The organism is Klebsiella sp. PK18, from assembly GCF_057784655.1.
Genome location: NZ_CM173493.1, coordinates 108,170 through 123,200 on the forward strand (window position 1 = coordinate 108,170; position 15,031 = coordinate 123,200).

Consider the following 15,031-nt stretch of genomic DNA (forward strand, 5'->3'; position numbering starts at 1 on the left):
CAGCCGTTGCTGCAATGAGGCGTAAATCCTGGAAGGCGCTTCGCAAGGCGAAAAAGTACCCATCGCGGTTCGCGGTGTTCTACAGCAGACTCTCCGCCAGGTGATGAAGGAGGGACTGCTATGCGAAAAGGAGGGTGGTGGCTGGCGCTAGGGATGTTCTCTGCCAGCGCGCTGGCGACGTGTCCGGACTGGCCGCCGGCCAGAGGAAGGCAGGAGATTTCACGCCTTCATCAGCAAATTGTCGCCTGGAAAGAGGACTACTGGCGACAAGGCGCCAGCGAAGTGAGCGATGAGGTTTACGACCAGCTCACCCTGCGCCTGGCGCAGTGGCGACAATGCTTTCCGGGCACGACGCCTGAAGATGACGATCTGCCTCCGCCCACCGGCGATGCGCGTCATCCGGTGGCCCATACCGGCGTGCGCAAGCTGGTGGATGAGGTCAGCGTGGCCCACTGGATGAAAAATAAAACCGACCTGTGGATACAGCCTAAAGTGGACGGCGTGGCGGTGACCCTGGTCTATCGCCAGGGGAGTTTGGTTCAGGCCATTAGCCGCGGCGATGGTCTGCGCGGTGAGGCATGGACCGCCCGAGCGCGGCAGATCCCGGCGCTGGCGAAAGTGACGACCGGTGAACTGGCCAACAGCGTGCTGCAGGGGGAGCTGTTTCTGCGCCGGGACGGCCATGTTCAGCAGCAGGCTGGGGGGATGAACGCGCGGGCGAAAGTCGCCGGGTTGATGATGCGAGCCGACGCGGCGGCGGCGCTCAGTCAACTGGACGTTTTTATCTGGGCCTGGCCAGACGGCCCGTCGGATATGCGCCGTCGACAGCAGCTGCTGACGCAGGCGGGGTTTAAGTACAGCGGGCAATATACCCACCCGGCGACGCGCGTCGAACAGGTGGCGGAGTGGCGCCAGCGCTGGTATCGCTCGCCGCTTCCCTTCGTCAGCGATGGCGTGATTGTGCGCGAAGGGCGCGAACCGCCGGGACGTGCCTGGTCTCCCGGAAAGGGAGAGTGGCTGGCGGCCTGGAAGTATCCTCCGGCCTCGCAAGTGATGGAGGTACGGGCGATCCATTTCAGCACTGGCCGCAGCGGCAGGCTCAACGTCGTGGCCCAGCTTGAGCCCCAGCGGCTGGATGATAAACGCGTGCAGCGGGTTAATGTTGGCTCTGTGGCCCGCTGGCAGGCGCTGGATATTGGGGTTGGCGATCAGCTGCAGATCAGTCTGGCAGGGCAGGGTATTCCTCGGATCGACGCCGTCGTCTGGCGGACGGCCGAGCGCCATAAACCGACGCCGCCGGCGGCGAAATTCAATGCGCTAACCTGCTATTTCGCCACCCCTGAGTGCAGCGAACAGTTTCTTTCCCGGCTGATCTGGCTGTCATCAAAGTCCGCGCTGGATGTCGATGGCGTGGGGGAACATTTATGGCGCGCCATTCAGCAGCAAAACCCGATGACGCATATTTTTTCCTGGCTGGCGCTTACGGTGGAGCAGCTGCAGGCGGTGCCAGGGATCTCCGCTGCCCGCGGGCAGCACCTCTGGCATCAATTTGATCTCGTTCGCAAACGGCCTTTTATCCGCTGGGTGCTGGCGATGGGGCTCCCGGTGCCTCAGGGGGCGCTGACGCAGCTCGAAAGCGAAAACTGGCATCTGCTGGCGGCAAAAAGTGAAGCGCAATGGCGCGCGCTGCCGGGCGTGGGGGAGATCAGAGCCCGCCAGCTGGTGGCCTTCCTGCACCATCCGGATGTGGTGGCGCTGGCGCAATGGCTCAGTGGGCAGCGCATCCCCGGATTTTGAGGCGGTTAGTGGCTATCATGGGTGTAGTGGAAGACCGGTAGCCCCAGTTTCCAGCGCAGTGCCAGCATGCGGGCGGTAAAGCCGAACAGCAGCGTAGCCAGCACCACCACATCGTGGCTGCTGACGTAATGTTGCAGGGCAATATAGAGTACGGCTGCGGCAAACGAGATCCCGGCATAGAGCTCTTTCTGGAAGACCAGCGGAATGCGTTTGCAGAACATATCGCGCAGTACGCCGCCAAAAACGCCGGTGATGACCGCGGCGATAGAGGCGATGATCGGACCTTCGCCCATATCCAGGGCGATCTGCGCGCCGATGATGGAAAACACGATCAGCCCCAGCGCGTCCAGCACCAGAAACAGCCGGCGAAGGTGAGGCATCACTGGAGCGGCAATGGTGGTGAGGACGGCGGCGACAGCGACAATAATGACATATTCCGGATGTTTCACCCAGCCGAGAGGATAATGTCCCAGCAGGATATCGCGAACGGAACCCCCGCCCAGCGCGGTCGCGGTGGCGATAATGATGACGCCAAACGTGTCCATCCGCCGGCGCCCGGCAGCCAGCGCGCCGGTCATGGCTTCCGCGGTGATACCGATTAAATACAGAACATGAAGCAGCATAGATCCCCCCAGATAATGGCGGGCAGGTTAACGATTTGTGCGCAGGATCACGATTGAGATTTTCTAAAGCGAATCATTTACGCCAGGAAAAATTAATGGAAGTAGTATCTGTGATGGCTTGATTTAAAGGTTTATTGATTTTTTAGGTATTTTTATTGATTAGAAAAAGTAATGCTAAGTGAAGCGACGGGTATCACTATCGAAGACACTATGATTACGCAATGTTTAAGTCTCGTCCTTTATTCTTTTATTTTTCCTTTTCAAGGCCTGAGAAAATGAGCGTCGCCGCCGGGAATAAAAACAATCTGACCCGCCTGATAGCCGTGGTATTAACCGGGATTCTGGCTGGTCTGGCCGGCATGGTGCTGGCGCTGATTTTACACGCGATACAGCACCTGGCTTTTGGCTACAGTGCCGGGCAGATCGTCGGTTCGGTGTCATTTTTACAGGGCGTCACGGAGTCGTCCTGGCCACGCCGCATCGCGGCAATCGTGGCCGGCGGCGTCGTCGCCGGATTTGGCTGGTGGCTGCTTGGTCGCTATGGGCAGAAGCGGGTTTCCATTGCGGCGGCGGTGGCCAACCCTTCCGTACCCATGCCAGCAGGCACCACGACGATCCACGCCCTGCTGCAGATCGTCACCGTAGCGCTGGGTTCCCCGCTTGGCCGCGAAGTGGCGCCCCGGGAAATGGGCGCGCTGGGGGCGGGGATGGTGGCGCGTAAGCTGGGCCTGCTGGAAGATGAAACCCGCACCCTGATCGCCTGTGGGGCGGGCGCCGGTCTGGCGGCGGTCTATAACGTCCCGCTGGCAGGGGCGTTGTTCAGCCTTGAGGTCATGCTGCTGTCGTTTAGCTGGGAAAAAACGCTGGCGGCGATAATGACCTCGGCGATTGCCGCGTGGACGGCTACCCTGGGGTTAGGGGATGAATCGCAATACCATTTTGTTTCCAGCACGCTTCCGCATTCCTTTCTCTGGTGGGCGATTCTGGCGGGCCCGATTCTTGGCACCGGCGCCTGGCTCTTTCGTAAAGCGACCAGCGCAGCGCGTTCACGCGTCCGAAGTAACTGGCAGATGCCGGTGTTCTGTCTGCTGGGGTTTTCCCTTCTTGCCATCCTGAGCCTTTATTTCCCGGAACTTCCGGGCAACGGCAAGGGACCAATGCAGCTGGCGCTCAGCGACGGGCTGCCTCTCTCTATGGTCGCTATCCTGTTAGTGTTGAAGATGGTGGTGATCCTGGCGGTGCTGCGCGGCGGCGCGGAGGGTGGATTGTTAACCCCGGGGCTGGCGGTAGGCGGACTGGTCAGTCTGCTGCTCTGCGCGCTCTGGCAGCTCGGCTTCCCTGGTGGAGATAAAAGCAGCTTCGCTCTGGTGGGGGCGGCCGCGTTTCTCGCCGCCTCCATGCAGATGCCGCTGACTGCGGTGGTGCTGGTGATGGAGTTCACCCACATGGATCACAGCTATCTGGCTCCGGCGCTGCTGTGCGCGGCAGGGGCGTTTTTAACCTGCCGGGCGCTGGACAAAAAATAGGTTTACCGAGCCGCAGTGAAAGTGAACAGGGAGGGGCCCTTCATCCGGGAAGTAAAATCAGCCGCATTTTTCCCTGATGGTTGCCTCATGGTTAATAAGCCATTTTTTACGTGCAACGCCGCCGCCGTAACCGGTCATCGAACCATCTTTGCCGATAATTCGATGGCAGGGGATGATAATCGCGACGCGGTTAGCGCCGTTTGCTGCAGCCACCGCGCGCGTGGCCGTTGGTTTACCTATATCCATCGCAATCGATTGATAATGCGTCGTCTCACCGAAGCTAACGTACTGTAAATGGCGCCAGACCGCTCGCTGGAATTCGCTGCCTGGGGTATCAAGCGCCACCTCGAACGATTGACGCCGCCCGGCAAAATACTCCGTTATTTCCTGTTGCGCCTGCCGGGTGTGGGCGTTTTCACCGGCGATGATGCTGGCGTCGAACCGTCGCTGCAGGTCGCTGAATTCTGTCTCCAGCGCTCGTCTGTCGACAAACTCCAGCAGACAAATCCCCCGCTGCGTTGCACAAACAAACATTGGCCCTAACGGGGTGGTAAAACGATGAATTAAAACAACCTGGCGTTGCGCGCTGGGTGCGGAACCGGTCAATTTTTTGCAGGTATAGCCGAAACCGCTTAAGGACTCATAGCCGCTATCGAAAGCGACATCGGTGGTTGATCGGCCTGCTTTCAGCTCCTGAAGCGCCATATTAACGCGCTGCATCCGTTGAAAAGCCTGAAAGGTGATCCCGTGGTTTTGCAGGAACCAGCGGCGAACGCGTTCCGGGCTAATATCGTGCTGACGTAGTTCGCTATCACTGAGACGAACCTTCGGGTCTTCTCGCAGCAGGCGGAGCGCTTGCTCAACAAAGGCGGGGGCTGTCCGGGCATTCTCCGTCGGGCGACAGACTTTGCATGGCCGGAACCCGGCATCCAGCGCGGATTTAACGTCATTATAGAATTCGACGTTTTCCCGCCTGGGTTTTCGCGCCCGACAGACCGAGATACAAAAAACGCCGGTGGTTTTCACGCCAACGAAAAAGACGCCGGTAAACTCCACAGCGCGTTCAAGCAGCGCCTGATACCAGATATCGCACTGGATGCTGTCGGTAATTTTCATGGTCAAAAAACACCCGAGAAAGAGTAGTTAGCTTGCACCTGACATAATAAGTCTTTCAGTCTGGCCTGTGTGGCAGCATGAATAAAATTGCCCATCGAAATTCGTTTTACGCCCAGTGCCGATAAGGTACTGAAGTCTGCCAGCTCAGGCATACACATTACGTTTAAGGGTAAAGGCACGTGGCGGACAATGGCGGTAATATCTTCCGCGCGGGTGACGCAAGGCACAAAAAAACCGCATCCACCATGGTTAGCGTATAACTGACCGCGATAGAGCGTCTCATCCAGTGCATTTGGTATGTTGAGAAGAAAGGTATCGGTGCGGACATTAACAAACATATCGGGACAAGCGTGGGTGATTTCCTGGATTTTGGCGGCAAAGACCACGGCATCGTCAAGACGACGCGTATTATTCACCACATGACTATCCTCGAGGTTTATTCCGCTCACGCCGAGATGCGCCAGACGCTGGATATTGTCAATGATGTGGCTGGTTGTGGCGCTGTAGCCCGCCTCTAAATCGACGCTTAACGGCAGTTCGCTAACAGCTTTGATGCGTGAGACGATATATAACAGCTCGTCAAAACTCATCTCTTCGCCATCTTCATACCCTAACATTGCGGCGATAGCAGCGCTGGAGGAGCCCAGCGCCTGATAACCGGCCTGCTGAGCGGCCTGAGCGCTGCTGGCATCCCAGGCGTTGGCAAGCAACAACGGTTGGTTTTGCTGGTGAAGCGCGTTGAAGTTCATTCTTTTCTCCCGCGGCGGTGTGTCCCCAGACTGTGCCGCGTTGGGCTCATTTGCCACAACCGAAAACTGGACGACTATTTTTATACGTAGATTCTTATCGTCAGCCGGCGGGAGAGATAAATAAAAAGGCCATGATTGATCATGACCTTTTATACGGTAGTGCCTGGATGGGTGAGAAAGCGTTACTCGATATTCTGTATCTGTTCGCGCATTTGCTCGATCAGTACCTTCAGCTCAATCGCGGAGTTGGTGACCTCGGCGTTAATCGATTTTGACGCCAGGGTGTTCGACTCACGGTTGAACTCCTGCATCATAAAGTCGAGACGGCGACCCACAGCCTCTTTCTTTTTCAGAATGTTGTAGGTCTCTTTAACGTGCGCTTCGAGGCGGTCCAGCTCTTCGGCAACGTCGATACGCTGCGCCATCAGCACCAGCTCTTGCTCAAGACGGTTATTTTCCAGCTGCACTTCCGCGTCTTCCAGTTTGGCAACCAGACGCTCGCGCTGCCACTGGAGGATTTCCGGCATATGGGCGCGAACTTTGGTCACTTCGCCGCTCACCCCTTCAAGCCGCTGCTCGATAAGCGCTTTCAGGGCCTGGCCTTCCGTTTCGCGGGCGACGATGAAGTCGTCCAGCGCGCCATCAAGAGCGGCCAGAATGTCGGCGGCGATGGCGTCGAGATCCTGCTCTTTGGCGGCCATCACGCCCGGCCAGCGCAGGATATCAACCGGGTTGATTTCCCCTTCATCGCTCTGCATTTTCACCCAGTTGGCAGCGTTGACCAGCTGTTTAGCCAGCTTTTCGTTGAGGATAAGTTCACCCTGAGCGCTGGGATCTTGTTCAAAACGCAGGGTGCATTCGACTTTACCGCGAGTCAGGCGGGCGCGAATGCGCTCGCGTACCACGGGCTCCAGACTACGGAACTGCTCCGGCAGGCGGAAGTACGTTTCCAGATAGCGCTGGTTTACCGAGCGCAGCTCCCATGCGGCGCTACCCCAGTCACCCTTGATTTCACGGCGGGCATAGGCGGTCATACTGCGGATCATAGACGTTCCTGTTTTCGTAATAATGAATGCAAGGATTATAGCTATGCGGGCGGTGACTTAACAGGAATAGTGATGAAATACCTGGATGGCGATTGTTTTGAGGGGCATAGCCACAATCTATTTCATGCAATTACTAAGTTAAGCGAGCGGTATGCTTCTGTTGTGGGTAAAAATAAGACGTTTTGTATTAGCGATTTTACGTCAATGACGCTGTTAAGTTATATGTGGTTAATTATTTGGGCTTACTGAAGAAATGGTTTTCCTGCGCTTTGTTGACCGCGGGGAGATATTACTTTTTGCTGTAGTTAATGGTTTTATGTTATTTGGCGTGAACATCAAATACAGATGATGCTATACGAGCTAGTTTCTTGTCGGAAAATCTGATCAGAGTGATGCTTTCGTGCCAAATATAACCACTGGAAATACTACGGTATATTATCTTTAAGTATTATGTATTCTTTTTTTGAATTTATTGCGGCGAATATATTAAACCTGTTATTGTTTATATTGTCTTCATGAATATTATCACTTCAACTATATTCATTAATTTTGTATTAGTGGGTTTTCATTTTGGGCGGTATTGTCCGACAGAAGGATCACGAGTATAGTCGTTTTGGATTAGTTCTATAAAAAGGATTTTAATATGAACGCTATCTTTGACAGAGTCATTAGAGAGTTTTTCCCAGATACCAATATTCCACACTGGAAAAAATGGGTTTTCAGAGCCGCATTTGGCAATAAGATATTCTCTCGTTTAATAAACGACGAACGGTTAATTGATAAAAATGGTGTGCATTGGGTTAGTTCGGTCATTGATTTTTTTAACGTCCAATGTGAAACGGAATACTCTGACTTTAATAATATACCCCGACAGGGTGCTACAGTTGTTATTTCAAATCATCCGACGGTAATGGATGGTATTGCTTTAATACATACTATCGCTCAGGTCAGGAAAGATATAAAAATAGTGGCTAACCATATTTTGCCAATGATATTCCCACAGGTGGCAGAACTTACCATTGGTATTGAGAATATGGCTGGTAAGATGAGCCATAAGAAATTCAGGGAAATGAACGATCACCTGAAGAACGGTGGTGTGTTGATTATTTGTCCTGCAGGTAAGTTGGCTAGCTGGTCTCTTTCAGGTTTACAGGAACACCAATGGAATCCCGGTTTTTTACAATTGGCGATGAGAAACAACGCGGCGCTGGTACCTGTCCATATTATGGGATCAAACAGCAAAACTTATTATTTAGCTGCGACGGTCTGGCGGCAACTGTCAAATATAATGATTATTCGTGAAGCGCTACGCCATCGTGGTAAGACCATGAAAATCAAAGTAGGGCAGCAAATAGCCTTATCTTCGTTTAATCGATTTAATAAAGATCTGTCTGCCGCGTCAAGTGTATGCTTGATGCATCTCCAGAGCATCGGAGAGAATGGCCCGGCGCTGGTAGATACGGTTTCTCCGCAACAATTAACAGGTAGTCGAGAGAGTTTAATAAACGCAATAGAAGAGTGCGAAGTATTAAGACAATTTGATGATGGTAGAAAATTATTGATATTTCGCTGCAATACCCTCGGAGACTCACCCATTATTGATGAGCTAGGGCGCTTACGCGAGCGCTGTTATCGCGATATTGGCGCTGGATCCGGTAAAGACAGAGATAATGATGTTTTTGATGAAACCTATTACCATGTCATTTTATGGGATCCTTCTGATGAAGAAATACTGGGTGCCTATCGTCTAATACCCGTTGGTGAGCAGTTAGCGCAACATGGAATAACAGGCCTCTATAGCAACAGCCTGTTCAAGTACCATAATAATGCCTATTCCTGTTTAAGCCAGTGTGTGGAAATCGGCCGTGGATTTATCCAGAAGCCTTATCAAAAAAGTAATGTTCTTGATTATTTATGGCGCGGGATATTTGATTTTATAAAAAGATATCCAGACTATAAATATTTGTTAGGTGTGTTGACGATCCCCGGCTCTTTTCCTGAAGAGGTACAGAAACTCATTGTAAGCTTTTATAATATGTACTTTCCCAGTTCGGTTAACTTTTGTACGCCAATTCAATTATTCACTGCAGAAGATGCACAAAGTGATAGCCCATTTTCCGGAAATGATTTTAGAGACGACTGGCGTGTGCTTAACGATTTACTGAGAGAAAAAGGTTATGAACTACCATGGCCTTTTAAACAGAGCGCTAAATGGTTTTCTCCAGGCGGATCGTCGATTCTTGCATTCACAAAAGATGATGCTTTTCACTCGATCGCTGGTTTAAACCTGAGTGCTCTCGATAAATTGAATGAAATATACTTTAAGCATTATTTAAAGGATTAAACTGACGATAACGTTAGGGTTTGGAATGAGAATAATTCAATCCAGACATCAGTAATGAAAAACTCTATGCGTACGGATGCGTTTTAATGCAAAAGCCAGTAACTATATTTATTGTTGTGATAGCGATGCTGATGATAACGGGGTGTGATAACAAACCGGAGAACAGGTTATCTGGTTATTCACATGGCGAATTTGTCTATCTTTCTTATTCTTCCACTGCAAAAATTGAACAGCTATTCATTAAGAAAGGAGATAATGTCACGCCTGGACAAGAGTTAGTGAAGATTGAGTCCTTTGATGCGCAAAATATTTTCCTGCGAGCTGAGGAAAAACTTTCTGCAGAGAGCGCATTATTGCGAAATCTGGAGTCGGGAGAACGGCCTGAAGAGCTGGATATTATTCGTGCCCAGATTAAAAAAGCACGATCGGCGGAATCCCAGGTAAAGCGTCAGCTTGAGCGGTATCGTAATCTTTACGCCAGTCGCGCCATCTCGCTCGCAGAATGGGAGGATATCCGGGATGAGTTAACGCAAAAAGGCGCGCAGGTTGAAGAGTTAATTAATCAACTCAAAGCGCGGCAACTGCCTGCCCGTCAGGATGAGATTAGCAAACAGCTCTCGATGGTGGCCGCGGCAAAACTCGAACGTGATAAGGCGCTTTGGGATGTCCAGCAAACGACGATTGTTTCTCCGGTCAATGCTAAAGTCTTCGATATTATTTATCGCGCTGGTGAACGGCCCACTGCCGGCAGACCAATAATTAGTCTGTTACCTCCTGAGAATATAAAAGTACGCTTTTTTATACCCGAGGCGATGCTTGGTAAATTTAAAATCGGAACTAAGGTAAAACTGATATGCGATGGTTGCGCTGAGCCCATTGCTGGCGTGATTAACTACATCAGTCCTGAAGCGGAATTTACGCCTCCGGTTATTTATAGTACGAAACGCCGGGAGAAACTCATTTTTATGGCTGAGGCTGTTCCTGCCCGGAAGCAGGCTGAGCGGATGAAAATCGGCCAGCCGTTTGATGTGGAGGTTATTGGTAATGAATAATCTTTGTATTGATGTAAAAAATCTCAATAAGTATTTTGGTGAGCATCACGTCGTAAAGGATTTCTCTTTGCAGGTGGCAAAAGGCGAAATTTATGGTTTTCTTGGGCCGAACGGTAGCGGGAAAACAACATCGATTCGGATGATGTGTGGTTTGATTACCCCGGATTCAGGTGAAGGCTCTTGTCTGGGCATGGACATCTTTACGCAGCGGGAAAAAATAAAAAAAAAGATAGGTTATATGACCCAGTATTTCTCAATGTGGGGAAATTTAACCATCCGGGAAAACTTACTTTTTATCGCGCGGTTGTATAGCCTCGACCAACGTAAAGCCCGGGTTGAACGCGCGCTTTCAGAGTTAGGCCTCACTACCCGACAGCATCAGCAGGCCAGGGAGCTTTCTGGCGGCTGGAAGCAAAGAATGGCCCTCGCCGCTTGCATGTTGCATGAACCCGTTTTGTTGTTTCTCGATGAACCAACCGCTGGCGTGGATCCGAAAGCGCGGCGAGAGTTCTGGCAAATGCTGCATCAGTTATCGGACAGAGGGATCTCAATCCTGGTGAGCACGCATTATATGGATGAGGCCGAGCGCTGCCATAAGGTTGCCTATCTGTCTTATGGCCGTCTGTTGGCGAATGGCACTATTTCGTCGATTATCGCGTCCCAGAATCTGATCACCATGCGAACCAGTGGCACCGGTCTGACGCTGCTTGAAAACCAGCTACAACGCTTGCCGGATATTGAGCAAACGGTCATTTTTGGCAATCAGCTTTATATTACTTCCAGAGATGAAGCCAAATTAAAGTCCACGCTTTTTGCATTTACACAACAGGGCTATGAGTTCTGTCAGGTGGCTACCAATCTTGAAGATGCATTTACCTACTTGATGAAAAACGATTGTGAAAAAAATTAATTTAAGCTTCTCCTTTACCCGTTGGATCGGCGTGGTTATTAAGGAAATCCACGAATTACGTCGTGATAAAGTCAGCATTAGTATGGTGCTCCTGACACCTATTTTTCAGCTGATCATTCTTGGCTATGCGATCAATATGGATCCCCATAATCTTCCTACCGCGTTATTAAATTACGATACCGAACGCATGAGTCATATTTTTGTGACGGAAGCGCAAAATACAGGGTATTTTTCAATGATTCCTGTCGATTCAGAAGAGGCGGCGCAGAAAGCTTTCGTTCGGGGAGATGTCACTTTTATCGTGACAATTCCTGAGGGGTTTACGCGCAAGATGCTGCGTGGAGAAAAGCCTCAGCTGTTAATTCAGGGGGATGCCATCGATCCGATAACCACGGGGAATGCGCTAAGTGCCCTTGTACAGGTGGCGAAATCGATGTTTCAACACGATTTGCCGGGCGACATGCGTGTCTCGCAAAAAGAGGATGATTTCGAGCTTATTATCCATCGGATGTTTAACCCTGAGGGGATTACCCAGTTTAATACTATTCCAGGTATTATGGGATCGATACTCAGTACCACCTTGATCCTGATGACCGCCCTGTCTATTACCCGTGAGCGAGAAAACGGGGCGTTAGAAAATTTACTGGTCTCTCCTTTGACCGGGTTTGAGGTCATTGTCGGGAAGATAACGCCTTTTGTTGTCATCGGTTTGTTCCAGGCGACGTTAATTCTGATTGCCGCTGTGCTATTGTTCGATATTCCCCTTCATGGTAGCGTTTTTCTGCTTTTTTTTGTGCTGTTAATATATGTTTTCCTCTGCCTGTCAATTGGCATTGGTATTTCTGGCCTGGCACAAAACCAACTGCAGGCGCTGCAAATGTCGTCATTTTACTTTATTCCTTCCATTATGCTTTCCGGCTTTATCAGCCCCTTTATTAGTATGCCTGACTGGGCGAAAGCCATTGGCTCCTGTTTACCGCTGACCTATTTCATCCGACTGGTTAAGGGCATCATGCTGAAAGGCTATTCTGCGATGGCATTATTACCCGACCTTTTGCCACTGATCGGCCTGGCGGTGATAGTGATTGGCGTGGGGTTGAAATCTTATCGTAAAACACTGGACTGACATTATGTGCGTGCCCGGCACGTGTTGGCATAGGCTTTTCGCCATGAAATTCGTATAATGCGCCCCACATTCGTTTCAAGCCGGAGATTTCTATCATGCGTCCAGCAGGCCGTAGCGCTAATCAGGTGCGTCCCGTCACCCTGACCCGTAATTACACAAAACACGCTGAAGGCTCCGTGCTGGTCGAATTCGGTGATACCAAAGTGTTGTGCACCGCTTCCATTGACGAAGGCGTTCCGCGTTTCCTGAAAGGACAGGGGCAGGGCTGGATCACCGCTGAATATGGCATGCTGCCGCGCTCAACGCACACGCGTAACGCGCGTGAAGCAGCAAAAGGCAAGCAGGGCGGCCGGACGATGGAAATTCAGCGTCTGATCGCTCGCGCGCTGCGCGCGGCGGTTGACCTGAAAGCGCTGGGTGAATTCACCATCACACTCGACTGCGATGTGCTGCAGGCCGATGGCGGCACCCGTACGGCGTCGATTACCGGGGCCTGCGTGGCGCTGGCCGATGCGCTGAACAAACTGGTGGCAGCCGGCAAGCTGAAAACCAACCCAATGAAGGGGATGGTTGCCGCGGTGTCCGTTGGTATCGTTAACGGCGAAGCCATTTGCGATCTGGAGTACATCGAAGATTCCGCAGCGGAAACCGACATGAACGTGGTGATGACCGAAGATGGCCGCATTATTGAGGTGCAGGGGACGGCAGAAGGCGAGCCGTTCACCCATGAAGAGCTCCTCACTCTCCTGGCGTTAGCCCGAGGGGGGATCGAATCCATTATCACGACGCAGAAGGCGGCGTTAGAAAATTAATGATTAAGGCGACTGAGAAGTCGCCTTTTTTTTGCGCTTCATCCTTCATTACACCTGCAAAGGATGAGCGCGTAGTCTGACAATGATGAAAGTACCAAAAGGAGCGAATCCATGAAGCCGTATCAGCGCCAGTTTATTGAGTTTGCGCTTAGCAAGCAGGTTCTTAAGTTTGGCGAGTTCACGCTGAAATCCGGGCGCAAGAGCCCCTATTTCTTCAACGCCGGCCTGTTTAACACCGGGCGCGATCTGGCACTGCTGGGCCGTTTTTATGCCGAGGCGCTGGTGGATTCCGGGATTGAGTTCGACCTGCTGTTTGGCCCGGCCTATAAAGGTATTCCGATCGCCACCACCACCGCGGTGGCGTTAGCTGAGCATCATGACCGCGATCTGCCTTACTGCTTTAACCGCAAAGAGGCAAAAACCCACGGCGAAGGCGGCAACCTGGTCGGTAGCCCGCTGCAGGGGCGTGTGATGCTGGTGGATGACGTGATCACCGCCGGTACGGCGATCCGCGAATCCATGGAGATTATCCAGGCCCAGGGCGCCCAGCTGGCGGGCGTACTGATCTCCCTGGATCGTCAGGAGCGCGGCCGCGGCGAGATTTCCGCTATTCAGGAAGTGGAGCGGGATTACGGCTGCCAGGTTATCTCAATCATCACTCTGAAAGAGCTGATTGCTTATCTGGAAGAGAAACCCGAGATGGCGGAATATCTGGCGTCAGTTCGTGCCTATCGTGAAGCCTACGGCATCTGATGATGCATCCGGCAGCCTCGGCTGCCGGATATTTCCTCTATACCAGCTTAGCGCCCTGCGCATTGACGTACAGCGAATAGATTGACGTACTGGACGCCATAAACAGCCGATTGCGCTGTTCGCCGCCAAAACACAAGTTCGCGCAGCGCTCCGGCAGTTGAATGGTGCCGATATGCTTACCCTGAGGGTTAAAGATCCGCACGCCGTCGAGTTCTTCGTTTCCGCTTCCCCATCCGCACCACAGATTGCCGTCTGCGTCGCAGGCGATCCCATCGGCGGTACCGTTGCCACAGTCGAGATACACCCGTTTATTTTTCAGCGTATTGCCTTCCACGTCCCACGCCAGAATTAAGCGGTTCGGTGTCGCCCGGCTTTCCACCACGTACAGGGTCTTTTCGTCCGGCGAGAAACACAAACCATTTGGCCCTTTTATGTCGCCCAATACCACGCTTAGTTTGCGGCTTTCCGGCTCCAGGCAATAGACGTTTTGCGGCAATTCTGGCGTTGCTTTGTGGCCTTCGTAAAAGCCGCTGATGCCAAATGGCGGGTCGGTAAACCAGATGGTACCGTCTGACTTCACAACGATATCGTTTGGGGAATTGAGGCGCTTACCTTGGTAGCTATCGGCCAGTACGGTGACAGATCCATCGTATTCGGTACGCGTAATGCGGCGGGTGTCGTGCTCGCAACTGATTAAGCGCCCCTGTCTGTCGCGGGCGTGGCCATTGCTATAATTGGCCGGGTAGCGAAAGACGCTGGTTTCTCCACTGATTTCATCCCAGCGCATGATGGCGTTATTCGGAATGTCGCTCCACAGCAGCATTCGCATGTCGCCGAACCAGACCGGGCCTTCCGCCCAACGGAAGCCGCTGGCGATGCGTTCAACCTTTGCGCTGGCAAGCATATAGCGACGAAAGCTGTCATCGACGGCCACGATGCGTGGGTCAGGATAGCGTTCAGAAGGGGCCCATGCTGCGAAGCTTTTTTGACTGACTAGTAGCGATGCGGTTGCCAACCCGCCTATCTTCAATAAATCCCGCCGTGACGTCGCCATCAAATCTCTCCTTGTCGGGTGGTGTTGGGGGAGGGTGAAACGATCAGCAAGCTGGATAGTAGGAAAGGAAAGCGGAAACGCGCATTGGGCAATTCAACCAATGGCCCTGGGATTTGCAACAAA

Annotated in this window: 13 protein-coding genes; 8 read left to right on the top strand and 5 right to left on the bottom strand. The window is 52.2% G+C overall.

Annotated elements, in window-relative coordinates; translation table 11 throughout:
* The first annotated feature begins 120 nt into the window (after positions 1-120).
* Positions 121-1,797, top strand: coding sequence for an NAD-dependent DNA ligase LigB (ligB, locus tag AC3EMD_RS00530; RefSeq protein ID WP_048268328.1), 1,677 nt, complete (start codon positions 121-123; stop codon positions 1,795-1,797).
* A 5-nt stretch (positions 1,798-1,802) separates the two neighbouring features.
* On the opposite strand, the gene AC3EMD_RS00535 is transcribed toward ligB, so the two are convergent.
* Positions 1,803-2,420, bottom strand: coding sequence for a trimeric intracellular cation channel family protein (locus tag AC3EMD_RS00535; protein ID WP_012540300.1), 618 nt, complete (start codon positions 2,418-2,420; stop codon positions 1,803-1,805).
* Positions 2,421-2,695: 275 nt separating this feature from the next.
* Between AC3EMD_RS00535 and AC3EMD_RS00540 the strand changes: the two genes are divergently transcribed.
* Entirely contained in the window at positions 2,696-3,946 is a 1,251-nt protein-coding gene (locus tag AC3EMD_RS00540; protein WP_032756021.1) for a chloride channel protein, read from the top strand.
* A gap of 57 nt (positions 3,947-4,003) precedes the next feature.
* Here AC3EMD_RS00540 and AC3EMD_RS00545 read toward each other — a convergent pair whose 3' ends face one another.
* The 3 genes from AC3EMD_RS00545 to AC3EMD_RS00555 form a co-directional block, all read right to left on the bottom strand.
* Positions 4,004-5,062, bottom strand: coding sequence for a bifunctional transcriptional activator/DNA repair enzyme AdaA (locus tag AC3EMD_RS00545; RefSeq protein WP_012967052.1), 1,059 nt, complete (start codon positions 5,060-5,062; stop codon positions 4,004-4,006).
* A 2-nt stretch (positions 5,063-5,064) separates the two neighbouring features.
* Positions 5,065-5,811: an isocitrate lyase/PEP mutase family protein gene (locus AC3EMD_RS00550; RefSeq protein WP_044649745.1), complete on the bottom strand. Its 747-nt coding sequence runs from the start codon at positions 5,809-5,811 to the stop codon at positions 5,065-5,067.
* 182 nt (positions 5,812-5,993) lie between these two features.
* Positions 5,994-6,857 carry a YicC/YloC family endoribonuclease gene (locus AC3EMD_RS00555; RefSeq protein ID WP_008806823.1) on the bottom strand — a complete coding sequence of 288 codons (864 nt, stop codon included), beginning with the start codon at positions 6,855-6,857 and terminating at the stop codon, positions 5,994-5,996.
* 643 nt (positions 6,858-7,500) lie between these two features.
* Here AC3EMD_RS00555 and AC3EMD_RS00560 point away from each other — a divergent pair.
* The 6 genes from AC3EMD_RS00560 to pyrE all read left to right on the top strand — a co-directional run bounded on the left by AC3EMD_RS00560 (position 7,501) and on the right by pyrE (position 13,854).
* Positions 7,501-9,201: a bifunctional lysophospholipid acyltransferase family protein/GNAT family N-acetyltransferase gene (locus tag AC3EMD_RS00560; protein ID WP_302073879.1), complete on the top strand. Its 1,701-nt coding sequence runs from the start codon at positions 7,501-7,503 to the stop codon at positions 9,199-9,201.
* A gap of 86 nt (positions 9,202-9,287) precedes the next feature.
* The gene (locus AC3EMD_RS00565; RefSeq protein WP_008806826.1) at positions 9,288-10,253 is read left to right on the top strand and encodes an HlyD family secretion protein; all 966 of its coding nucleotides are present in this window, start codon (positions 9,288-9,290) and stop codon (positions 10,251-10,253) included.
* A complete protein-coding gene (locus AC3EMD_RS00570; RefSeq protein WP_016161962.1) occupies positions 10,246-11,163 on the top strand; it encodes an ABC transporter ATP-binding protein in 918 nt (305 codons plus the stop codon). The genes AC3EMD_RS00565 and AC3EMD_RS00570 overlap by 8 nt, the downstream gene beginning before the upstream one ends.
* Complete coding sequence (locus tag AC3EMD_RS00575; protein WP_012540305.1) at positions 11,150-12,289, top strand: ABC transporter permease; 1,140 nt, start codon at positions 11,150-11,152, stop codon at positions 12,287-12,289. The genes AC3EMD_RS00570 and AC3EMD_RS00575 overlap by 14 nt, the downstream gene beginning before the upstream one ends.
* Before the next feature lie 95 nt (positions 12,290-12,384).
* Complete coding sequence (rph, locus tag AC3EMD_RS00580; RefSeq protein WP_002922602.1) at positions 12,385-13,101, top strand: ribonuclease PH; 717 nt, start codon at positions 12,385-12,387, stop codon at positions 13,099-13,101.
* Between the two features lie 111 nt (positions 13,102-13,212).
* Positions 13,213-13,854 carry an orotate phosphoribosyltransferase gene (gene pyrE / locus AC3EMD_RS00585; RefSeq protein WP_008806829.1) on the top strand — a complete coding sequence of 214 codons (642 nt, stop codon included), beginning with the start codon at positions 13,213-13,215 and terminating at the stop codon, positions 13,852-13,854.
* A gap of 37 nt (positions 13,855-13,891) precedes the next feature.
* Here the strand turns inward: pyrE and AC3EMD_RS00590 are convergent, their stop codons facing one another.
* On the bottom strand, positions 13,892-14,908 hold the full coding sequence (locus tag AC3EMD_RS00590; protein WP_008806830.1) for an SMP-30/gluconolactonase/LRE family protein: 1,017 nt from the start codon (positions 14,906-14,908) through the stop codon (positions 13,892-13,894).
* Positions 14,909-15,031: the final 123 nt, after the last annotated feature.

Bases quoted from the DNA above. Each gene is read 5' to 3' on its own strand.
- AC3EMD_RS00545 (WP_012967052.1), bottom strand. From the start codon at position 5,062: ATGAAAATTACCGACAGCATCCAGTGCGATATCTGGTATCAGGCGCTG.
- rph (WP_002922602.1), top strand. From the start codon at position 12,385: ATGCGTCCAGCAGGCCGTAGCGCTAATCAGGTGCGTCCCGTCACCCTG.
- AC3EMD_RS00570 (WP_016161962.1), top strand. From the start codon at position 10,246: ATGAATAATCTTTGTATTGATGTAAAAAATCTCAATAAGTATTTTGGT.
- AC3EMD_RS00555 (WP_008806823.1), bottom strand. From the start codon at position 6,857: ATGATCCGCAGTATGACCGCCTATGCCCGCCGTGAAATCAAGGGTGAC.
- AC3EMD_RS00550 (WP_044649745.1), bottom strand. From the start codon at position 5,811: ATGAACTTCAACGCGCTTCACCAGCAAAACCAACCGTTGTTGCTTGCC.
- AC3EMD_RS00565 (WP_008806826.1), top strand. From the start codon at position 9,288: ATGCAAAAGCCAGTAACTATATTTATTGTTGTGATAGCGATGCTGATG.
- AC3EMD_RS00590 (WP_008806830.1), bottom strand. From the start codon at position 14,908: ATGGCGACGTCACGGCGGGATTTATTGAAGATAGGCGGGTTGGCAACC.
- ligB (WP_048268328.1), top strand. From the start codon at position 121: ATGCGAAAAGGAGGGTGGTGGCTGGCGCTAGGGATGTTCTCTGCCAGC.
- AC3EMD_RS00535 (WP_012540300.1), bottom strand. From the start codon at position 2,420: ATGCTGCTTCATGTTCTGTATTTAATCGGTATCACCGCGGAAGCCATG.
- pyrE (WP_008806829.1), top strand. From the start codon at position 13,213: ATGAAGCCGTATCAGCGCCAGTTTATTGAGTTTGCGCTTAGCAAGCAG.
- AC3EMD_RS00540 (WP_032756021.1), top strand. From the start codon at position 2,696: ATGAGCGTCGCCGCCGGGAATAAAAACAATCTGACCCGCCTGATAGCC.
- AC3EMD_RS00560 (WP_302073879.1), top strand. From the start codon at position 7,501: ATGAACGCTATCTTTGACAGAGTCATTAGAGAGTTTTTCCCAGATACC.